The organism is Flavobacterium eburneipallidum, assembly GCF_027111355.2.
GTDB lineage: Bacteria > Bacteroidota > Bacteroidia > Flavobacteriales > Flavobacteriaceae > Flavobacterium > Flavobacterium eburneipallidum.
The window spans coordinates 3,573,983-3,597,260 of the sequence record NZ_CP114291.2 but is presented as its reverse complement, the minus strand read 5'-3'; the positions used below and the strand labels follow the sequence as shown (position 1 = coordinate 3,597,260).

Here is a 23,278-nt window from a genome sequence, read left to right as displayed (position 1 = left end):
TCAATTGATTTGTTTCTTTTCAAAATGCTTTGTGAAAAACAGAGCATTTTTTTTGGTGGTAATTTTGTTAAATGAACTATAAAGAGTGCTTCAAAAATTGCGATTTCTGTATTTATAACTTAAATTTGTATTTGGACTATACTTTATTGTTGGGTTTTATCGTTAAAGTAAAACAATAATTCAATGTTTGAAGTGATTGAAGTGTGACCGTTAAAAGAAATGTAAGCGAAAAAGTTTAAAAATTAAAAGGAGTTTATGAAGTATTATAGGTGTTTAGTTTTGTTGGTTTTTTTAAGTAGCTGGAGTGTTTTTTCGCAAGAAAAATACAAACAGCATACTGTTTTGAAAGGAGAAACCATCAGTCAAATAGCAGCACATTATAAGATAAAAGCAGAATCAATTTATGAACTAAATCCTGATGCCATAAACGGAATTAAATATAAAATGGTTTTGTTAATTCCGACTCAAACAAAAAATCACAACAAATCTTCAATTACTGTTTCTTCTAATAGTTCCGAAAAAGAACATGAAGTATTGCCAAAAGAAACCGTTTATGGTATTACAAAACAATACAAAGTAAGCCTCGAAGAACTTTATAAAATCAATCCTAGCCTAGAAAAAGAAGGTTTGAAAATTGGGCAAATCATAAAAATTCCTCAAACAACTTCCGGTAATTTAGAAACGATTGTAAAATCGGAAAAGCCAATTGAAGCTAAAAAGCCAATTGAAGTTAAAAAAAATAGTATAAAAGAAGAAATAGTTTTAGCTTCAAAAAAAGAAGAGAAAATAGCAGTTCCAACCGAAGGAATCACTTATGAAGTTTTGCCAAAAGAATCTTTGTATTCGATTGCAAAAAAATACGGAATCAAACTCTCCGATTTACAAAAAGCTAATCCAATACTAGAAACTACTTCCTTAAAAGCAGGTCAAAAGATTATTATTCCTGTCAAAGAAGAAGTAAATTTGAGTTTGATAGAAGACAAAAAAGAAATTAAAGTTGAAAAAAAGACACAGGAAATTGAAGAACCAAAAGTAATTCCTGTTGTAGTCAAAGAGCAATTAGAAACTGAAATCACTCACGAAATTTTACCAAAAGAATCGTTGTATTCCATTGCCAAACAATATGGAATTACGCTTTCTGATTTGCAAAAAGCCAATCCAACATTAGCCAATAAAACTTTAAGAGTTGGACAAAAAATTATTATTCCAGGAAAAGGAGAATTGAATTCGAGTTCAACTGTTGTCCAAAAAGAAGCGAAAGTTGTGCCTAAAATTCCAGTTTCTCCACAACCCAATGGCGATGATAAAAAACCAGAAATCGAAATCAGCCACCAAGTTTTGCCAAAAGAAACCAAGTACGGAATTGCCAAACAATACGGACTTACAGTTGCTGAATTAGAAAAACAAAATCCTAATATTGTAAAAAAACTATTGGTTGGATCTACGCTTGCCATTCGAACTTCAAAGGAAATGGAAGTAAAAATACCTGTTCAAGAAGTGGTTGTTGCTAAAGAAGAATCGGTAAATAAAGAGGTAGTTGAGACAAATATTGGTGTTTATGATGTGACATTTGTAGATCAATTAATTTCTAAAGCATCAGAAAATATGGGAACACGTTATCGCTCTGGCGGAACCACAAAGGATGGTTTTGATTGTTCGGGATTGATGTATTTTACTTTTAGTGCTTATGATATTAAATTGCCAAGGTCATCTATAGAAATGGCTTCTTATGGGTCTAAAATTGACACAGAAAATGCTCGAAAAGGGGATCTAATTTTTTTTAGAACAGGTGGTAGAGGTCGTATTAATCATGTAGGAATGGTGGTAGAAGTTATCGATGGCGAAATAAAATTTATTCATTCAGCAACTCATGGCGGCGTGATGATATCTTCTACCAAAGAATCGTATTATGAGAAATGTTTGGCACAGGTAAATCGAGTATTGTAGATACTATCTTCAGTTTTTTTAAACCCTGAAAAAACATTTTTTATTGATGCACAACAGATTGCATACTTTTCAATTGTTCCAAATAATCTCGATCATTTGACAATCTCGGGATTTTATGTTGTCCCCCTAATTTTTTATTTTCCTTCAACCAGTCGTAAAACAAGTTGGGTCTTGCCAAGTTTATAATCAATGGATTTAATGTCATATTGTTATAACGTTTGGCTTCGTAATCCGAATTTAAAGATTGCAACGTTTCGTCCAATATTTTTTGGAAGAGAGCAAGGTCAGTTGGATTTTTCTTGAATTCTATCATCCATTCGTGAGCGCCTTTTTCTTTGTCTTTCATAAAAACAGGCGCAACGGTATAATCTACCATTTCGGTTCCAGTAATTTGACAAGCTTTGGCAATGGCTTGATCCGAGTTTTCGACCATTAATTCTTCTCCAAAAACATTGATGTGATGTTTGGTTCTGCCCGTTACCCGAATGCGATACGGACTCAAAGAAGTAAAACGAACGGTGTCGCCAATCATATAACGCCACAAACCAGAATTAGTAGTAATTATAATAGCATAATTTTTAAAAAGTTCCACTTCCGATAATCGAATCGTTTTTTGATTTGGAGTTCCAAAAGTATCCATTGGAATAAATTCGTAGAAAATGCCATAATCCAACATCAACAATAAATCGCTGGAATAATTCAAATCCTGAATGGCAAAAAAACCTTCGGAAGCATTGTATATTTCGTAGTATTTGAAATCTTTTTTAGGTAGTATTTTTTGGTATTGTTCGCGATAAGGTTCAAAATTGACACCACCATGAAAATACACTTCCAAGTTTGGCCAAAGTTCCAATAAATTTCCTTTGCCTGTTTCTTCGAGTAATTTATTCATTAAAACCAAAAGCCAAGAAGGGACTCCTGCAAAACTAGTTACATTTTCATTTCGGACTTGATTTATTATGGCGGGAATTTTGGTTTCCCAATCGCTCATTAAGGATATTTTGTTATTTGGTGTGCTGCTAAATTCTGCCCAAAGTGGCATATTCTCAATCAAAATAGCGGATAAATCACCAAACGAAGTATTGTTGTCTTCATAAATTTGGGAACTTCCGCCAAGTCGAAGACTCTTTCCTGTAAACATTTCAGAATCTTCGTTGTTGTTCAAATACATACACAACAAATCCTTGCCTGCTTTGTAATGACAATCTTCCAATGATTCGGGGCTTACGGGAATAAATTTGCTTTTGGCATTGGTCGTTCCGCTGGATTTGGCAAACCATTTTATAGGCGTTTCCCACAACACATTTTGTTCGCCTTTGCGAGTACGCTCAATCAATGGCTGTAAATCTTCGTAGGTAGAAACAGGAATTCTTTCGGCGAAAGTCGCATAAGAAGTGATTGAAGCATAATCGTATTGTTGACCTATAACCGTATTTTCAGAGGCTCGAATTAAATTCATCATCAATTCTTCCTGAACTTCGTTCGGGTACTTCAAGAAAAGTTCTATTTGATGGATTCTTTGTTTGAGAACCCAAGAAGCAAGCGAATTTATTATGGCCATTCTGATTTAGATTTCTGATTTTAGATTTGTAAAAAGAGCAACAAAGACTAACTTTACAACTTTATCAAAAATAGTATTTTTTTTTAAAGTTTTGGAAATTTCATTTTCTAATTCTGTAATCGAAAATCGAAAATCTAAATTCTGAAATGACTTACGAAGGCGTACTTACCAAAATGCAAACTGAATTTGCAAATCCTATTCAATATTACTTGGTTTTTGATAGTAGTTTTTTGAATATGAATCAATTACTCAATAAAAATTTGGAAATTAATTTTGTGGGTTACCAATGTTTGAATTGTGGTAAAAAGAAGAAAATTTTCCGTCAGGGATTTTGTTACGATTGTTTTTATTCCAGTCCAGCCGTAGGCGATTGGATTATGAAACCCGAATTAAGCACAGCACATTTAGGGATTCAAGATCGGGATTTAGTGTATGAAGAGAAAGTACAATTGCAACCTCATATTGCATATTTAGCTTTGTCAAGCGAAGTAAAAGTAGGCGTAACAAGAAAAACGCAAATGCCAACCCGATGGATTGACCAAGGCGCAACCCAAGCCATTTCGATTGTAGAAGTACCCAATCGTTATTTGGCAGGAATTACCGAAGTTGCTTTGAAAAATCATTTTGCAGATAAAACCAATTGGCGCAAAATGTTGCAAAATGATGTAGAACAAATCGATTTAATAGCTGAAAAATTGAAAGTTCAAAATTGGATTCCAGCCGAGGTTCAGGACTATTTCTATCCAGAGAAAAATGATTTATATGAAATGCACTTTCCTGTTTTAGAATATCCAACTAAAATAAAGAGTTTGAGTTTAGATAAAACACCTAATTTTCAAGGAAAATTGATGGGGATAAAAGGGCAATACCTCATTTTTCAAGACGGTACTGTTTTTAATATTCGGGGTTCTGAAGGGTATGTGGTAAAGATTAATGTATAACTAATCTAAAGGAAAACAATTATAAATTGTAAATAATCAGTATGTCTTATGCAAGAAAGAGCAAAACCAATAATGAAATATTTAATCTTTTTTTTAATAGTTATAAATTTTATTTTAACATATTTAGAAATTAAAGATATTGATATTGCATACCAAAGCTCTAATAATAGGGTACTACAATTTAGGTTTGTATTACCTATTGTTATTTGTACATTGATTTTGATATTTCTGAAAAATTTGGCTGAAAAACTTTTGGTTAAAACTTTTTTTTCTATTCCTTTTTTAATTTTGGGAACAAATTGGTTTGTTATTTTTTCTTTTACAAGCTACAGGAAACACTTTAAATATGAAATGATTGTTCTTTCAATTGTTTTTTTGATGCTATTTGTAATTTTAAATAATAATTTTTTTAATCTGTTTTGGACTAAAAAAAGAAAATAGATATTGAATATTCGTGGTTCTGAAGGGTATTATGTGGTACGAATTGAAATATAAAAAGAAAGCCTAAAAATGCAAATATTTTTAGGCTTCTTAATTATAGTCAAATAAAATTTTAAGGTGTTTTCGGTTCTTCCGTTTTTTTCTTTTTATTGAAAAGCCCGTTTAATAATTCACTAGCCTTTGTTTTTACTTCTTCTTTTGTTGTTGGAGTTGCTGCTTTTGTAGTATCTGTAGGTTTTTTATTTTTATTGATGTAATCTGTAATTGCCGAAGTTCCTTTAGTAACTAATTTTTCTTTTTGTTGTTTTACCAATTGATTCGTCAAATTAGTAACTACCGTTTTCATATCGGTTGCAATTTTCGGATTGCTAAAATTCCCTGTCATCATGGCGTTTATCGGAATGTTCTCTAGTTTAGCAGCATCAGTAGGAGTTAGTTTCGCAATCAAAGCATTAGCTTCTGTACCCAGATATTTCGCAGGAACGTCAAACTTTAAATTATAATTCATGCTTTGGTCAAAACCATGAGTTCCACCAATAGTCGCTTTGATGTCTTGGTATTTAATGTTGAATGGTTTTACATTTACTTTTCCATCCTTAAATGTTACAGCCGCTTTCAAATCATTCAAATTGACTTTACTCATGTCAATAAATTTTATATTCGAAGTCAAAGCAGTTAACAAAGTCGAATTTTTTGCACTTACGGTAGTGGAAAGTAACTGTCCTAATAAATCACCCGTTAGTGTTTTCAAATCAGGTGTTAGTTCGGTAGCGTCAAGGTTTCCGTTCAGTTTTATAGTCGAATTTAATTTTCCGTTGATGATTCCAGCAATGGGCGCAATTTTTTTCAACATATCCAATTGCGTAAAAGATTCGGCAATATTTACCTGATTCAAATTCAAATCCATATTGAAAACTGGTGTTTTTTCTTTGGTAGAAACAGCACCATTTAAACCAATTGTTCCGCCAAAAATAGAAGTTTTTACATTTTGTAAAGTCACTTTTTCATCTTTTACAATTAATTTTCCTGATACGGCTTTCAAAGTCAAATTATCATAAATTACCGTATTGGCTTTTGCCGTAAGCGTACAATTCAAGAAAGCAGGAATCTTCATAGCATCTGCTTTTTTGGTAGTTGCTTTGGTAGTTTCTGTTGATTCTTCTGCTGTTTTAGCTTTTGCAGGTTCTCCTGTGGTCATAAAATCACTAACTACTAATTGATTCGAACTCATGTTGAAATTTCCTTTCAATTCTTGGTTTTTAAACATAAAACCATAGAAATTTTCTAAAATTCCAGTTACGCTCAAATCACTTTTTCCTGTGGTTGCGTTAAATTGTTTCAAATTTACCTGACTTGGATTAAACAAAATCAAAGCGTTACTAATCGTCATTGTTTTTCCGTTTTCATCCGCATATTTAAAACCTGTTAAACCCATCATGCCCGCATTTTTAATGTTTTCGTACTGACTTTTTTCTACCGATTGCATGTCGAATTTGGTCGTAACATCAGCTTTTAAAATTCCAGATAATGGTTTGTCTAATTTTATTGGATACGCTTTTGATAAATTTCCTAAATTGATAATTCCTTTCAAGGCGGCATCTACCAAGGCATTTTCGGTAATGTTTCTAATATTGGCTTTGGCATTAAAAACGTCTTGGTCAATAGCAAAAGACAATTTGTCTAGATTCACATAAGTGTCATTCAAAACCCCAGTTTCATTGATGATTTTAGTGTCAATTACAATATTACGAACCGATTTTGGCAAATCAGGATATTGAAAAGAAGCATTGTTAGAGGCAATTTCTACGTTGAATTTCGGAACCGTTATGTCCGAATACAATCCTTTTGCAAAACCAACTATCGTAAAATCGCCAGTCGTTTTCACCTTGTCTAAACTCGATGAATAAGCGGACGGAATCAATCCCAAGAAGTTTTTGAAAGAGGAAGTAGGTGTTTTGAATTTCAAATCATATTCTTGTCCTGCTTCCACCATTTGAATAAATCCGTCAAATTCCAATGGCAATTGATTGATTAAAGCTTTGTTTTCTTTGAAAGTATATTTGCTTTTTTCTAAATCCATTCCCAAAACAGCGTCTAAAGTCAAATGAATATTTTTCATATAATTGACTTTGTCCATATCCAAAGATACATTGGCAGTAGTTTTGGTGTTCAAATCTAATTTTTGAGCAGCAAAATCTCCCGTACCCTCGTGATTCAAACTATCGATAACCATTTTGATTTTCGACTTTTCGTCGATGTAACGAAACTTGAAATTCTCGATTTTATAATTCTGAACTTTCAATGCCAATGGTTTGCTTTTCTCCTCTTCGGCAGAAGGTTTGTCATCTTTCAAGGCAATGTCATAATTGGCAATTCCGTCTTTGTTGAAAACGATATTAATCAATCCATTTTTAGAAGTTATTCCGTCAATATTCATCGTTTCATTTTCTCCCTTGAATAATTCTTTGATGGACATTTTCAAATTCAATTCCCCCAAATAAATTAAAGTATCACCTTCAAAAGGGGCTTTGTTGATGATGAGCAATTTTTCAATAGTAACATTCGCATTCGGAAAATTTTTAAACAAACTCAAATCAGCTGCTGCAAAGGATACTTTAGCATCTACTTTCTTGTTGATGGCTTCGGTAATTTTGGCTTTTATTTGATCTTTGAATAAAAAAGGAGCAGCAAATAAAGTGCCTATCAATAGCACAATTATAATTCCAACGGATATTAAAATTTTCTTTGTCATAATTTATTTTCTTTAAATTCTGGTAGGTTGGCAAAAATGATGCCTAGTGTTTTTTATAAAAATAGTTTTTGCAAATGATACATCAAATGAGTGCTATAAAAAACTCCGTTTAATCAATCGTTTAAACGGAGTTTTCTGGATATTAATTGTGTTTTAATGGATAATAATCTCAAATGGCATTTTGGCTTGAATGCCTTTTTGTGATTGGATTCTTTTAATTTGTTCCATCAATCGATAGGTTTTTTCTCCTAATTTTTCTTTTACAAACGAAGCTTTCGATTTCGAAAAAGGAAAGTTTCCTAAAACGTCATTCATGTCTTTTTCATATTCTGGAAAGTTTTGAGTGCTGTATTCCTTAATTTTGGACAATCTTGCGGCTTCTTTTAAGGCATCATCTAAACCACCAATTTTATCCACCAATCCAATTTTCAAAGCTTCGGCACCTGACCAAACTCTTCCTTGTGCAATAGCATCTACTTGTGCGAAACTCATTTTTCTACCTTCGGCAACGTGTGTTACAAAGGTTTTATAAATGTGTTCAACACCTTCTAAAGTAACGGCTTTGAACTTTTCATCCATTGGCAAAAATGGACTATATTCAGCAGCATTTTCGTTTGTTTTTACTTGTTCGGTATGAATGCCAATTTTCGTTGCCAGTTGAGTAAAATTTGGAAGTACTCCAAAAACTCCAATAGAACCAGTAATGGTATTCTTTTCTGCAAAAATGGTATTCGCATTACAAGCAATATAATATCCGCCAGAAGCCGCATAATTGCCCATCGAAACGACTATTGGTTTTACTTTTTTGGTCAATTCAATTTCTCTCCAAATCAAATCCGATGTCAACGCATTTCCACCTGGACTATCAATTCGAAGTACAATCGCTTTTGTGTTTTCGTCTTTTCTAGCTTCTATCAAAGAGCGACGCATCGAAATTTCGCCAATCGTATTCACATCGCCTTCGCCACTCATGATTTCGCCTTGAGCATAAATAACGGCAATTTTATCTTTGGTTTCGGACAATTCTGAAGTAGTAACTGCTTTTTTGGTGTAATCTAAAATGCTTACTTTTTCGTAATCTTCGTCTTTGGCAACTTTTAAAATTTTTCGAATAGCATCGTGATACACATCTTCATAGGCTACAACATCGACTAATTTGTTAGCTTTTGCCATTGCTGGAGTTCGAGCAAGCAGACCGTCGGCAATTTGGTTGAGTTTAGTTACAGGTATTTTTCTGCTTTTCGAAATATCCTCAAGAACGGAACTCCAAACCGAGTTTAACAAAGCCAAGGTTTGTTCTTTGTTGGCTTCGCTCATTTCATTTTGCAAGAAAGGCTCAACAGCGCTTTTGTATTTTCCGTGGCGAATGACTTCCATTTTTACTCCTGTTTTTTCTTGTAAATCTTTAAAAAACATCAATTCAGCAGATAGACCTTTAAAGTCAAAATCACCCACAGGGTTAAGATAAACGGTATTGGCAACAGAATTCAAATAGTATTCTTTTTGCGAATAGGAATTGGCATAAGCCATGACGAATTTGCCTGATTTTTTAAAATCTTCCAAAGCATCTCGCAAGGCTTTTCGTTGGGCAATTCCCAATTCGGATTCATTGTTTAAAATAGAAATCCCTTTGATGGCATCATCCGTTTTTGATTTTTCAATAGCGTTGATAATGTCCGAAAGTCCTACGCTTTCGCCTTCGGAGAAAATTTCCATCCAAGGGTCTTTGTATTTTCCGGCATAATCGTTTTGGATGTCTTTTAAGTCCAATTCGATAACCGAGTTGTTTTTTACTTCTACCACTTCGGAATCACTGCTGAAAATAGTGGCAATGAAAACAATTCCAAAAAAGAACAACATCAAAAAAACAAATAAACCGACTACGGTAGCGAGTACATTTCCTAAAAATTTCATAATTATATTTTTTTAATAAGTAGCCAAAAGTATGGATGCGTTACAAATTTATGTTTTTAAAACCTCATTCAAATATAGTTCTATTCTAAAATTGTTTTAGTTAATTTGTGCTTAATATGAAATCACAACATCAGGTCGTTTTATCTTTAGGAAGCAATCAGGGCAATCGCCTTCGGAATATTGAACTTTGTTTGCAATTCATTCATCAGCAAGTGGGAACTGTAATTAAGGTTTCCAGACTGTATGAATCGCCATCTTGGGGGTTTCAGAGTGAAGCTTTTTATAATTGTGCATTGTTGATTCACACTTATGCTTCGGCAGACGAAGTTTTAGTTCAGGTTTTGAACATCGAAAGGCAATTGGGACGCATTCGTGGCGACGGTTCGGGTTATCAATCTCGAATTATTGATATTGATTTGATTACTTTCGATTCAGACATTATTGACTCTGATAATCTTCAAATTCCACATCCTTTGATGCAGAATAGAAAGTTTGTTTTGTTGCCAATGCTAGACCTAAATCTGGATTGGAAACATCCTGTTTTTCAGAAAAATGTTTCAGAGTTACTGGAAATTTCTCCAGACGAAAGTGATTGTTCGAGGGTTCAAAATCTAGAAAATCCATTGGATAAAATTCCGTTGTATCAATTTAATTACATTGCTTTTGAAGGCAATATTGGAGCGGGAAAATCCACACTAGCTACAAAAATTGCCGAAGATTTTAATGCCAAAACCGTTTTAGAACGCTTTGCCGACAATCCTTTTTTGCCCAAATTTTACGAAGATCCAATACGATATGCTTTTTCCCTCGAAATGTCTTTTCTGGCGGACAGATACCAGCAATTGTCAGACGATTTAGCTCAATTTGATTTGTTCAAAGATTTTATTGTAGCCGATTATCATATTTTCAAATCCCTGATTTTTGCCAAAATCACGCTTACCGATGATGAATATCGATTGTATCGAACGCTTTTCGATATTATTTATAAAGAAATGCCAAAGCCTGATTTGTATGTTTTTTTATATCAAAATTCTGAGCGTTTGCTAGAAAATATCAAGAAACGAGGTAGGGATTATGAGCAAAACATCGAAGGTTCTTATTTGGATAAAATCAATACTGGTTATCTGGATTATATCAAATCGCAAACTGACTTGAATGTTTTAGTAATTGATGTTTCGGATAAAGATTTTGTAAAAAATCAGGAAGATTATTTATTTATATTAAATCAGATTCAGGAGAAAATAAACGGCTAATTTCTAGTTGATTATCTTTTTAGTGAAAAATGTCCTTTTATTTCAGGTTTGGAATCTTCTAATTTTAAAACATACCAATAATCATCCGCGGATAGGGGATTGTTGTTGTAGTTGCCATTCCAACTGGGTTTTAAAGCATTTAAAGTTGCTAATAATTTACCATAACGATCAAAAATAGAAGCAGTTGAATTCGGAAAATGCTGCATTTCTTTTATTTCCCACACATCATTAATCCCATCGTTGTTTGGAGTGAAATATTTTGCAATGCTAAATATAGTAAAATCTTGTTGTGTTAAATTACAACCATTTTTTTCTCTAACAAAAGCGGTGTATTGTCCACTTGGAATTCGCGAAAATTGATTAGATTCAGTAAATAATTCCCCGTCAATTGAATATTCATAATAATTTTGAGGATTTTCTAATTGTATAGTTATTGAGTTTTCTTTGACGATTATTTGTTTTAGTATCGGTTCCGGATGTTCTATTACTTTGAAGTCTTTTTTCGAATCGCAATTGACCAAAGGCGAACTAATAGTTACACTATAATCACCAATATTAGAAACATCAATAGTTTGTGAAGTTTCGCCTCCAGGAAACCATAAATATTCCATTCCTGAAATGGAGGCATCTAATGTTATGGTTTCTGATTGGCATAAAAGGATTTCTTCATTCAAAGTAGCAATAGGATAAATAGTTGCTACGACAGGAATTCTTGGGTTTGTACATCCATTGGATGTTACTTCAACATAATAGGTTGTTGTGGTTGTAAGATTTGGCGTTGTAAATAAAGTTCCAGTTCCTATTGGAGTTCCAGCTGTTGCCACATCATACCAATTGATTGTTCCAAAAGAGGCAGCGGCTTCAAGAGTTACGGATCCTGTATCGCAACGTGAAGCTGGAGTGGTTGTGATTATCGGTAGCGTATTCATAGTAGCAATAACTTCCGTTCTTGGTCCATTGGAGCAATTTCCGTTCGCAGCATCTACATAATAAGAAGTCGTTACACTGAGGTTTGGAGTTGTAAATGAATTTCCAGTATAGATTGATGTTCCTCCTGTTGGAGTGGTGTACCAATCTACATCGCCATCTGTTGCAGTGGCTTGAAGCAGTAAGCTTCCTGAACCGCAAGTAGAATTTGGAGTTACGCTTATGATTTTTGGAATCGTAATTTTAGTACTTGCCGAAATTTGAATTGATATGGGGTCGCCTGGCATTCCTCCGTATTCAACAATGTATCCTTTAGGGTAATAGTTAGAAGTTGTAAAAAGATCTCCTTGTTCAGGCTGATTATTCCAAGTACCAGGATGTCCAAGAGCGAGAGCTGTTATTTGTGCATAATCTTCACTGTTTTTAGAGTCATTAGGTTGATTTTTAGAGGTATCCCAATTAGCGTAATTAAATGGAGGAGTTGTTGTTCCATTGCCTTTTCCAATCCAGAAAGTAGTTCCAGTTCCTCCATTGGCAAGACCTTCGGGACCCGTTACCCATTTCCAAGTACCTTCTGTTACTACATCGCTACCACCAATCCATGTTGCTCCAGTGTATAGTGCTCCTGCTAATTGTGCTTCGTCTGCGGCTGTTAATGTAGCTAAATAGCCTTGTAGGCCATTAAAATTACTCGCGGTAGCTAGGTCTCGGGCTTTTGTCCAATTAATCCCTAAATCGGCTACATATTCATAATAATGCCCATTGCTAGGCAAGTAGCTCATTTGACCTGTTCCTAATGTTATAGAGAAATTTCTAATTCCTGATGGAGAAGTATTAGAGTTAGTGAATTGAACATCCCTTATTGCGGATTCAAAATCAGTATAAGGAATTTTAGTACCATTACTGCTTGTTAATACAAGTTTCCCTTCAGTCGAATTCCAATTTGATGCAATCGTTGGATGAGAACCTGCTAAAATTAGCTGATCTTCTCCTAAAACATAACCTGAAGAAATTTGAATGAAAATCCCATCAGTGTTTGGGTAGGGGTCTAAAGGATCGAATGAAATATTGAATGTTTCTACAATATTTAAAGCGGTATTTGGGCAATACGTTTGATCACCTGTTGCTGTTACGGCTGCCTTGCTGCAATTGGCAGAGTAACTGGCTGTGGCATCTTTATATGAAGACCAATTAGAGTTGGAGTATCCTGTATGGTCAACTTGGATGCAAGTTAGATTTGAATTGGATTTAAAATCTATAAGTTTAATTATAAATTTTGTGTTCTGTCCGTTTTTTAAATTCAAATTCGTTAGTTGGTTGTTGCTGCAGATTAGACCGGTTAAATTAGGGTTTTTAGAAACATCTAAACTAGTTAGTTGATTTTCTCTACAAAATAACCAAGTTAAAGCAGTATTCTTTGAAATATCTAAATTTGTTAATTGATTAGCACCACAAGCTAAATCAGTTAAATTAATATTTTTAGAAACATCTATAACACTTATTCGATTTTTAGAGCAAGATAGTACAGTTAAAGCAGTTATTTTAGTAACATCTAAATTTGTTAATTGATTCTCACTACAATTTAAAGAATATAAAGAAGTGTTCAAGTCTAAAGAAGTAAGTTGATTTTCCGAACAATTTAATACGTCTAAATTAATATTTTTGGATACATCTAAAACACTTATTTGATTTCTATCGCAATGTATTTCAGTTAAAGCAGTGTTTTTAGAAACATCTAAACTGAAGATTTTATTAACTTCACAACGCAAACGCTTTAAATTTGTGTTTGTAGTAATATCTAAACTATTTAAATTACAACCGTTACAAATTAATTCAGTTAAATTAATATTTTTAGAAAGGTCCAAAGTTGATAAAAAACTATTGCCACTGCACATCAGGAATGTTAAATTAGTGTTTTTAGAAAGGTCTAAACTTGTTAAATTATTACTGGCACATTGCAAATTTTCCAAAGAAAGAAAAGCTTCAATCCCTGATAGACTAGAAATGTTTTTAGCAGGAACTTCTAGAGATTTTAAATTGGTAACACTCGCAGTAAGGATCTTTCCATCGATTGTGCCACTATCGATTCCTAAATCAATTAAAGCTTGTTCAAAATTTACATCTGGTATTGCAGTATATTGGGCTTGACTCAAAAGAGAGGATAGAATAGTAAAAAGAATAAATATTTTTTTCATGCTGGAATTAATTTCTTAAAACAAATAGTGAATCAAGATATAAAATAAATGGCACTAATTTCTAGCTGATTATCTTTTTAGTGAAAAATGTCCTCTTTTTTCAGTTCCGTCAACGGTTAAAATATACCAATAGTCATCAGAAGGTAATGGATAATTGTTAAATGTTCCGTCCCAACTTGGTTTATTGACGTTTAAAGTAGTAATCAATTTTCCGTATCGGTCAAAAATGCTGACTTGTGCATTTGCATAACTGAATAATCCTTTTATTTCCCAAACATCATTATAAGAATCATTGTTTGGAGTAAAAAATGATGGCGTAATCAAAACAACAAAATCCAGCTCGTCAGAACCACAAAAGTTGACTTCACGAACATAAGCCGTTTGTAATCCACCTGGAACATTGAAAAACACATTCGAACTTTGATAATAAATTCCATCAACCGAATATTCATAATACAGTTCTTGTTGTTTTAAGTGGATAGTGACAGTAGTTTCTTTGACTTCTACATAATCTATTTCGGGAATATTATTTTCGGTGACAGTAATTGTTTTTGTGGTACTACAATTTTCGGGTGATGGACTGGTAATAATAACGGTATAAATTCCAGAATTTGTCACTGTAATTACTTGACTCTTTTCGCCTGTTGACCATAAGTAAGTCATTCCAGAAATGCCTGCATCCAAATTAATTGATTCTGATTTGCATTTGATTATTTCTTGGTCTGATGCTATTGGGTAGGCATAAATTAAAGCGTTAACTACGGTTCGAGTACTATTACTACAACCATTATTAACAGCTTCGATATAATAGGTTTTGTTGCTGTTTAAAATTGGAGTTGTAAAACTAATTCCTGTACCTAGTACATTTCCTCCATTAGGAACATCATACCAATTAATGCTTCCTGTACTAGCATTTGCAGTAAGTGTTAACGTTCCCGATCCGCATCTAGAAACACCTGAATTTGTTGAAATAATAGTAGGGATTTCATCTATTGTCGCTGTAATAGGAGTTCGGGTCAAGCCACAACCTGTTGCTACATAATAAGAAGTTGTAGTAGTCAATAATGGAGTTGTAAAAGAATTTCCTGTATGCAATACCGTTCCTCCTGATGAAGTGTTGTACCAGTTTATAATCCCACCAGAATCTGCAGTTGCTTGCAAGGTTACAGTTCCAGAACCACATTTAGAGTCAGGTGTAGTACTAACGATTCTTGGAATACTAATTGTAGTACTTGCCGAGATTTGTAGAATTGCATCTCCTGGCATTCCACCATATTCTACAATATAACCCTTGGGTTGGAAATTACCACTTGTTTGTCCCGCATTGGATAAATCATTCCAAGAGCCTAATATTCCAACACCAGGAGCTGTAATATGTGCATAATCTTCGTCTCCTCGTTGGTTGGGTTCGTTATTTTGAGTGTTCCAAAAAGCAAAATTGGGTGTACTTCCGTTGCCAACTCCGTTCCAGAAAATAGTTCCTGCTTCTGGACCTGTGACCCATTTCCACACCCCTTCTGTTTCAGCATCACTTCCACCAATCCAGCCAGCCCCAGAGGCTTGCTCGCCAGTTAGTTTGGCTTCGTCTAGAGACAATAGAGTGGCTAAATACCCCTTTAATCCATAATAAGTACTGGCCTCTGCGGTTGCTTTTGCATCTGTCCAAATAATGCCTAAATTAGAAACATATTGATAATAATGTCCTGTTGAGGGTAAATAATTGGCTTGTCCTAAACTAATAGAAAAATTACGAGTTCCTGATGGTGTTGCTGATGAATTACTGAATTCAACATCTTTTACAGCAGCAATAAAATCCAGATAAGAAACTAATGTTCCTGATGTAGAACTTGATAAAGTGAGTTTTCCTGTTCCGGCATCCCAAACGGATTTAATAGTTGGGTGCGAACTAGGATTAACAAGTGTTAATAGATCTTGTCCATTCACATAACCCGAAGAAATTTGGATGTAAACCGCATCAGTTACCGCATCGTCTGGATCGACAATATCAAAAGAGGTTGCTATTTTTTGGCTAGTTTGTGGGCAATAAATTTGATTCCCAGCAGCGTTAACTATTGGAGGAACATTAGGGCAAGCTGTTGAATAACTTGCTGTTGCATCTTTTGCAGTCCAAACCACATTGGAATAGGCTACATTATCTACTTGAATACACTCTAGTTTTGGGTTGTTAAAAAAACGAGCTGATGGATTATTTATCGCAAAATTATTTCCGTTTTTGAGGTTTAAATAAACTAATTCGTTGTTGAAACAATATAACCTTGTTAGCTTTGTATTTTTGGAAACGTCTAAAAATTTTAATTTATTAGATTGACACCATACATCCTCCAAATTATTGTTTTTTGACAAATCTAAACTGGTTAAGTTGTTCGAAAGACAGAATAAATCCACTAAAAGAAGGTTGTTTTTTAAATCTAAACTAGCCAAGTTATTGTCAGAACAATCGAGGTAAGTTAAATTGATATTTGTACTAATGTTCAAATTCGATAATTGATTTTCAAAGCAAGAAAGTCTGTCTAAATTTATGTTGTTACTAACATCAAGATTAGTGATTTTATTCAATGTACAATTCAAAATTTTCAAATGAATATTTCCACCTAAATCTAATGTGGTTAATGAATTAAAAGCGCAATTGAGAGTTTCTAAATTAGTAAAAGCCTCAATTCCTGTTAAATCTGTGATGTTTGAGTTTGTTACATCTAAACTGGTTATCGTGTTTATGTCGTTTGTCAGTACTTGACCGTCAATCATACCGCTATCTATGCCTAAAAGAATAAGTGCATTTTCAAAATTAGAATCTGGAATAGGTGTATATTGAGCCTGTCCCAAAAAGGAAGAAAAAAGAATGAAAAGAAAAAAGAATTTTTTCATATTGGCTTAATTTCTTTTAAAAAAATCATGTAAGATAAAAAAATAAACACTTCTAGTTATTTTTTTGAATGAAAAGATTCAAAAGTTATAAATTCCATTTCATTTTTTTGAATAAATCCCAAACTACAATTCCAGTACTCACAGAAATATTCAAAGAGTGTTTCGTTCCTAATTGAGGAATTTCGATGCAACCATCACAAATAGCTACAGCCTCTTGTGAAACTCCGAAAACTTCATTTCCGAAAACCAAGGCGTATTTTTTATCTTTTTCAACAGTAAAATCTTGAAGAAAAACGGCGCTTTCTACTTGCTCAATGGCAAGTACAGTAACTTTTTCGTTTTTTAAATTTTGGATAACGTCCAAAACATTTTCGTTGTGTTCCCAAGTAACAGTGTCAGTTGCGCCAAGTGCTGTTTTGTTAATTTCCTTGTTGGGAGGTGTTGCGGTAATGCCACACAGAATAATTTTTTCAATTAAAAAAGCATCTGCAGTTCTAAAAACAGAACCGATATTATGCAAACTTCGGATATCGTCTAAAACAATGATGATTGGCGTTTTTTCGGATTGTTTAAAATCTTCAACAGATTTTCGTTCTAGTTCGCTATTTTCTAATTTTCTCATGGATTTTTGAAAATGGGTTTAAATAAAAAAGCTTCCCGAATATAGGAAGCTTTTTTTTATAATATAATTTTATATTTAACTTTTTGGAGCATCAGCAGCAAGTACAGTTCCTTTAATAGTAAGTACTTTTGAAGGAATACCAGCAGCATTTGAAGTAATTGTTACTGTTTTATTAAACGGTTGACCAGCTCTTGAAGTGTCGTATTTTACTCCAATAACCGCTTTTGCACCTGGAGCAATTGGTTCTTTTGGAAAAGTTGGAACTGTACATCCGCAAGAACCTACAGCATTAGTTATAATTAATGGCTTGTTACCATTGTTAGTAAGTACAAATTCACGTTTCCCGTCTGAATTTGCTGCTACAGTACCATAATCAATAGTTTCAGACACGAAAACCATCCCCGCACCATCTACTTTCGGACTGGCTACAGCAGTTTTGGTAGAAGTGATTTTTTTAGTAGTTTTTTTATTTTTAGAGGTTTCTTGAGCATTCGAAAAACTGAATGCCAATAAGGCTATTGATAGTGTGATGATTTTTTTCATTGTTTTGTTTTTTAATTCAAAGAACAAATTTATAGAAAAAATTATAACACAGCCTTAATTTTTTCTTAAATGTATTTAAAATGTGAGTAGTGTAATTATTCCCTATAAAATCTATAAATTCGCTTTCTGTTAAATTAAAAAAAAATACATTTTGTCGTCAAAAGAAAAAGTGGTCAAGGAAACGCCGTTAATGAAGCAATACAACGAAATCAAATGGAAATATCCTGATGCTTGCTTGTTGTTTAGGGTGGGAGATTTTTATGAAACATTTGGTGAAGATGCCATTCGTGCTTCCAAAATTTTGGGAATAACATTGACCAAAAGAGGAGCAGGTTCCGAGACAGAAACGGCTTTGGCAGGTTTTCCGCATCATTCCATTAATACGTATTTGCCAAAATTAGTCAAAGCAGGACTTCGTGTAGCGATTTGCGATCAGCTCGAAGATCCTAAAATGACCAAAACCATTGTAAAACGTGGTGTTACGGAATTAGTCACTCCAGGTGTTTCGATGAATGACGAGGTTTTGCAATCGAAAACAAATAATTTTTTGGCAGCCATTTATTTTGCCAACAAATCCATCGGGATTTCGTTTTTGGATGTTTCTACAGGTGAATTTTTGACTGCGCAAGGAAATGCTGAATACATTGACAAATTATTACAAAATTTCAATCCAAGTGAAGTTCTGATTCCCAAAAATAATAAAAATGATTTCCGAGAAACCTTCGGAGACGATTTTCATACTTTTTATCTCGAAGATTGGATTTACAAAGAAGATTACGCTTTCGAAACCTTGACCAAACATTTCCAGACGACCTCTTTGAAAGGTTTTGGTGTCGAAGAATTGAAGGAGGGAATCATTGCTTCGGGAGCGATTTTGTATTATTTATCCGAAACGCAACACAATAAAGTACAACACATCACAGCAATTCAGCGTATTGCAGAAGACGCCTACGTTTGGATGGATCGATTTACGATTCGTAACCTCGAATTGTATCACAGTTACAACCCTAATGCCGTGACGCTTTTGGATGTAATTGATAAAACGCTTTCGCCAATGGGTGGGCGTTTGCTCAAACGTTGGTTGGCTTTGCCTTTGAAAGATGCTGCCAAAATAAGCAGTCGTCATCAGGTGGTTTCTTATTTGAAAGAGCATCAGGAGGTGTTGAAAAATATTCAAAAGCAAATCAAGCAAATTTCCGATTTGGAGCGTTTGATTTCGAAAATTGCTGCTGGAAAAGTTTCTCCGCGTGAAGTGGTTTATCTGAAAGAATCACTAGATGCCATTATTCCGATAAAAACCTTGGCTTTGCAAAGTCCACAAGAAGCCGTGAAAGTCATTGGCGACAGTCTGCATAGTTGCGATTTATTACGTGAAAAAATAAAAACGGTCTTGAATCAAGATGCTCCTGTGGCTGTAGCCAAAGGAAATGCGATTGCCAAAGGCGTTAATGAAGAACTGGACGATTTACGGGCCATCTCAACTTCAGGCAAAGAATTCTTGGAAGGAATTGAAAAAAGAGAATCCGAAAGAACGGGAATTTCTTCTTTGAAAATTTCCTTTAATAATGTTTTTGGATATTATATCGAAGTTCGAAATACACATAAAGATAAAGTGCCAACAGAATGGATTCGTAAACAAACTTTGGTCAATGCCGAACGTTATATTACCGAGGAATTAAAAGAATATGAAACCAAAATTCTGGGTGCCGAAGAAAAAATCTACAAGATAGAAGTAGAGCTTTTCGAACAATTAGTGAGTTGGATTTCGACTTATATCAAACCCGTTCAAATGAATGCCAATTTGGTAGCACAATTGGATTGTTTGTGTTCGTTTACGCAATTGGCTATCGAAAATAAATATGTTTGTCCAGAATTAGACGAAACATTCGAATTAGAAATTAAAAACGGAAGGCATCCTGTTATCGAAAAACAATTACCTGTTGGCGTGCCTTATATTGCCAATGATGTTTTCTTGGATAGAGAAACGCAACAGTTGATAATGATTACGGGGCCAAATATGTCTGGAAAATCGGCTATTTTGCGTCAAACCGCTTTAATTGTGCTCTTGGCTCAAATGGGAAGTTTTGTTCCAGCAGATAGTGTGAGAATGGGAATTATCGACAAAATATTCACTAGAGTAGGAGCTTCGGATAATATTTCTATGGGAGAATCTACTTTTATGGTCGAAATGAATGAAACGGCTTCCATCTTGAATAACATCTCCGATAGAAGTTTAGTGCTGTTGGACGAAATTGGAAGGGGAACCAGTACCTATGATGGGATTTCTATTGCTTGGGCAATTGCAGAATTTTTACACGAGCATCCTTCAAAACCGAAAACGCTTTTTGCCACACATTATCACGAATTGAATGAAATGAGTGAATCGTTATCTAGAATCCAGAATTATAATGTTTCGGTAAAAGAGTTAAAAGACACCGTGCTTTTTATTCGAAAATTGGTAAAAGGAGGAAGTGCTCATAGTTTTGGAATTCACGTGGCAAAAATGGCGGGAATGCCTCAAATCGTGATTTTGAAAGCACAAAAGCTATTGAAGAAATTGGAGAAAGACCATTCCAGTGAAGCCTTGAACGGAATTAAATCATCGAAGGACGAAATGCAAATGAGTTTCTTTAATCTGGATGATCCTTTGCTAGAAGAAATCAAAGAAGAGATATTGGATTTAGACATCAACACGATTACACCAATGGAAGCCTTGATGAAACTCAATGAAATCAAAAGAATGTTGACCAAAAAATAATTTTATTGTTTTTAAAGTTTGGGTTATCAGAAGGTTATAAAATTGATTGATTTTTTTTATCAAAAAGGCTTGTGTAATTGAATTAATGTCTTAAATTTGCATCCGCAATACCGAACAAGTATTGAGTTCTTAATAGAATGAAACGCGAAAATAGCTCAGTTGGTAGAGCGCGACCTTGCCAAGGTCGAGGTCGCGGGTTCGAGCCCCGTTTTTCGCTCAAACCATATAATATTCATATGTTGGTGTATTAAATTGATTTTTTCTAAAAAAATTAAACAATATTCCTCAAAAGAAAATAAAATGCTCGGATGGTGGTGTATTTAATTAATTTTTTCTAAAAATTAGATAATATACTTCAAAAGAAAATAGAGAATGCTCGGATGGTGAAATTGGTAGACACGCTGGACTTAAAATCCAGTGAACAGCAATGTTCGTGCGGGTTCAAGTCCCGCTCTGAGTACAAAGAAAACCGTAAAGAATTAATTTTTAATTCTTTGCGGTTTTTTTTATTTTATAGATATTTTTTAAATCTTGAATTAATGACGAGATTTTAAATCTCTGTATTGGAAAAATTAAGAAGAAGTACTTTGGTTTTAAAAACAAAATGAATTAGAATCAAGTTTTTTTGATCTAAAATTTTGGGATAGGTGCAAAAAAAAAGCCACGCAATGCGTAGCTTATTTTTTTCTGTAATTGAGAATTACTTTGCAGCAGCAGTAGTGTCAACTGCAGCAGCAGTAGTATCAACAGCAACAGCAGTAGTGTCTACAGCAGTAGTGTCAACAGCAACAGCTGTAGTATCAACAGCTTCTCCTTCAGTAGCAGGAGTTTCTTTTTTACAAGATACAACAGTCAAAACAGCAACAACAGCTAAACTTAAAAATACTTTTTTCATCTTACTTAATTATAAAAGGTTAATTATTAATTCGGGGCAAAGATATAAATTTTTTAATAGGTAAAATATTTTTTTATATTTTTTTTGAAAAATAATCTTCATTTGTGTCGCACGATTTTTTATAAATCTATGTTTCAAATAAGTCATTTGCTAAATTTTTTCGTAATTATTTAGAAAATTAATCTCAATGAACCCTTTTTGAATTGAAATTGAGACTGTTAGTTTAGGTTTGGAAATTAAATTGTTCAAAGATTGTTTCGATTTTAATTTTGAATTTCTATTGTAAATAAAAAATAAGATTGCGAAAAATAGTTATAAAATATTCTTCATAATGATAGTTGTTGCACCTTTGTTCATTTGTACAAAAGTGCTGCAAATATGTCCTTTTTCATTTCGAATATCATCATTATTGATTAGGTTGGAGAAAGCATCATGAAGTTCTTTTTTACTGTCGATAGAAGTGCATCCTTGCATACTCACTAAAGCGGTTGCTTCTGCAAAGTGAGAGTAATTGGAACCAATAACGATAGGTACTCCAAAAGTGGCTGGTTCTAAAATATTGTGAACGCCTGGATGTCCGAAACCGCCACCAACATAAGCAATATCAGCATAACTATAGATTTTTGTTAGGATTCCGATAGTGTCGATAATGAAAACGTCAAAATCTTGTAGGGATAGGTCGCGACCTGCTCCTATTTCCGAAAATAAAACTGTTTTTTTTGAAATTGAATTTTTTAATTCTTGAATTTGTTCCTGTTTGATATTGTGTGGAGCAATAATAAACTTAACCTTTTCAGAGGTTTGATTGATGTAATCCACTAATAAACTTTCGTCTTTTGGCCACGAACTTCCAATAACAATGGTCAAAGTGTTGTTTTTGAAATTTTCAATAAAATCCAATGAATTGTCTTTCTCTAAAATAGCAGCCACTCGGTCAAAGCGGGTGTCTCCAGAAATGGCTACATTGGTTTTGTCTAATTGTAGTAGTAGTTTTTTTGAACTTTCATTTTGTACAAAAAAATAAGTGAATGTTTCTAAAGCTTTTCTGTAAAATCCGCCATACCATTTGAAGAACATTTGATTTTCTCTAAAAATTCCCGAAATCAAATAAGTTGGAGTTTTTAATTTATGAAGTTCATTCAAATAATTCGGCCAATATTCATATTTGATGAAGAATGCCATTTCGGGATGAACTAATTTTAAAAACATTTGAGCTTTTTTTCGCGTGTCCAAAGGCAAGTACACCGTAACATCGGCAACAGTATTATTTTTTCTAACTTCATAACCCGAAGGCGAGAAAAAAGTAATCACGATTTTATGATTCGGAAATTTTTCTTTTATTTTTTCGATAACTGGCAAGCCTTGTTCGTACTCACCAAGTGAGGCAGCGTGAAACCAAATTGTTTTGTCTTCGGATTTAATTTTTGCTTTCAAAATTTCGAAAACAGGTTTTCTGCCATCAACAAAAAGTTTGATTTTTGGACTGAATTGGGCGATGATTTTTAATGAAATATTCGCAATCTGAACGATTGTATTGTAGAGAAAAAGCATATCAAAAAATTTGTGGGGCTAAAATACGTTTTCTTTTAATTATCTATAAAATCATTCTGCTAAAATCCCTATTTTTGTTCTAAAATTTAAAA

14 protein-coding genes and 2 tRNA genes are annotated in these 23,278 nt (G+C 33.7%); 7 read left to right on the top strand and 9 right to left on the bottom strand.

Annotation, left to right across the window (positions count from 1 at the left end; genetic code table 11):
• Window positions 1-255 precede the first annotated feature (255 nt).
• Entirely contained in the window at window positions 256-1,947 is a 1,692-nt protein-coding gene (locus OZP15_RS15040; RefSeq protein WP_281336541.1) for a peptidoglycan endopeptidase, read from the top strand.
• Between the two features lie 40 nt (window positions 1,948-1,987).
• Here the strand turns inward: OZP15_RS15040 and OZP15_RS15035 are convergent, their stop codons facing one another.
• A complete protein-coding gene (locus OZP15_RS15035; protein WP_432419379.1) occupies window positions 1,988-3,508 on the bottom strand; it encodes a GH3 auxin-responsive promoter family protein in 1,521 nt (506 codons plus the stop codon).
• Window positions 3,509-3,654: 146 nt separating this feature from the next.
• Between OZP15_RS15035 and OZP15_RS15030 the strand changes: the two genes are divergently transcribed.
• Together OZP15_RS15030 and OZP15_RS15025 are read left to right on the top strand one after the other, a co-directional pair.
• Window positions 3,655-4,449 (top strand): DUF2797 domain-containing protein, encoded by a 795-nt coding sequence (locus OZP15_RS15030; protein ID WP_269226274.1) that lies wholly within the window; start codon window positions 3,655-3,657, stop codon window positions 4,447-4,449.
• A 48-nt stretch (window positions 4,450-4,497) separates the two neighbouring features.
• Complete coding sequence (locus tag OZP15_RS15025; protein ID WP_281336540.1) at window positions 4,498-4,890, top strand: hypothetical protein; 393 nt, start codon at window positions 4,498-4,500, stop codon at window positions 4,888-4,890.
• A 112-nt stretch (window positions 4,891-5,002) separates the two neighbouring features.
• On the opposite strand, the gene OZP15_RS15020 is transcribed toward OZP15_RS15025, so the two are convergent.
• Window positions 5,003-7,642, bottom strand: coding sequence for an AsmA-like C-terminal region-containing protein (locus OZP15_RS15020; protein ID WP_269226273.1), 2,640 nt, complete (start codon window positions 7,640-7,642; stop codon window positions 5,003-5,005).
• Window positions 7,643-7,795: 153 nt separating this feature from the next.
• The gene (sppA, locus tag OZP15_RS15015) at window positions 7,796-9,556 is read right to left on the bottom strand and encodes a signal peptide peptidase SppA (protein ID WP_269226272.1); all 1,761 of its coding nucleotides are present in this window, start codon (window positions 9,554-9,556) and stop codon (window positions 7,796-7,798) included.
• Between the two features lie 116 nt (window positions 9,557-9,672).
• Between sppA and folK the strand changes: the two genes are divergently transcribed.
• Window positions 9,673-10,809 (top strand): 2-amino-4-hydroxy-6-hydroxymethyldihydropteridine diphosphokinase, encoded by a 1,137-nt coding sequence (folK, locus tag OZP15_RS15010; RefSeq protein ID WP_281336539.1) that lies wholly within the window; start codon window positions 9,673-9,675, stop codon window positions 10,807-10,809.
• A gap of 11 nt (window positions 10,810-10,820) precedes the next feature.
• Here folK and OZP15_RS15005 read toward each other — a convergent pair whose 3' ends face one another.
• The 4 genes from OZP15_RS15005 to OZP15_RS14990 form a co-directional block, all read right to left on the bottom strand.
• Entirely contained in the window at window positions 10,821-13,931 is a 3,111-nt protein-coding gene (locus OZP15_RS15005; protein ID WP_281336538.1) for an Ig-like domain-containing protein, read from the bottom strand.
• 69 nt (window positions 13,932-14,000) lie between these two features.
• On the bottom strand, window positions 14,001-16,817 hold the full coding sequence (locus OZP15_RS15000; RefSeq protein WP_269226268.1) for an Ig-like domain-containing protein: 2,817 nt from the start codon (window positions 16,815-16,817) through the stop codon (window positions 14,001-14,003).
• Between the two features lie 85 nt (window positions 16,818-16,902).
• Window positions 16,903-17,439: an RNA methyltransferase gene (locus OZP15_RS14995; protein WP_269226267.1), complete on the bottom strand. Its 537-nt coding sequence runs from the start codon at window positions 17,437-17,439 to the stop codon at window positions 16,903-16,905.
• Window positions 17,440-17,514: 75 nt separating this feature from the next.
• Window positions 17,515-17,982, bottom strand: coding sequence for a DUF1573 domain-containing protein (locus OZP15_RS14990; RefSeq protein WP_281336537.1), 468 nt, complete (start codon window positions 17,980-17,982; stop codon window positions 17,515-17,517).
• Window positions 17,983-18,133: 151 nt separating this feature from the next.
• On the opposite strand from OZP15_RS14990, the gene mutS reads away from it, so the two are divergent.
• The 3 genes from mutS to OZP15_RS14975 all read left to right on the top strand — a co-directional run bounded on the left by mutS (window position 18,134) and on the right by OZP15_RS14975 (window position 21,200).
• The gene (mutS, locus tag OZP15_RS14985) at window positions 18,134-20,740 is read left to right on the top strand and encodes a DNA mismatch repair protein MutS (RefSeq protein ID WP_281336536.1); all 2,607 of its coding nucleotides are present in this window, start codon (window positions 18,134-18,136) and stop codon (window positions 20,738-20,740) included.
• 144 nt (window positions 20,741-20,884) lie between these two features.
• Window positions 20,885-20,957 (top strand) — tRNA-Gly (locus OZP15_RS14980).
• 157 nt (window positions 20,958-21,114) lie between these two features.
• Window positions 21,115-21,200, top strand: a tRNA-Leu gene (locus OZP15_RS14975).
• Between the two features lie 240 nt (window positions 21,201-21,440).
• On the opposite strand, the gene OZP15_RS14970 is transcribed toward OZP15_RS14975, so the two are convergent.
• Both OZP15_RS14970 and OZP15_RS14965 read right to left on the bottom strand, forming a co-directional pair.
• Complete coding sequence (locus tag OZP15_RS14970) at window positions 21,441-21,635, bottom strand: hypothetical protein (RefSeq protein ID WP_269226266.1); 195 nt, start codon at window positions 21,633-21,635, stop codon at window positions 21,441-21,443.
• 312 nt (window positions 21,636-21,947) lie between these two features.
• Window positions 21,948-23,186: a 3-deoxy-D-manno-octulosonic acid transferase gene (locus OZP15_RS14965; RefSeq protein ID WP_281336535.1), complete on the bottom strand. Its 1,239-nt coding sequence runs from the start codon at window positions 23,184-23,186 to the stop codon at window positions 21,948-21,950.
• Window positions 23,187-23,278 lie beyond the last annotated feature (92 nt).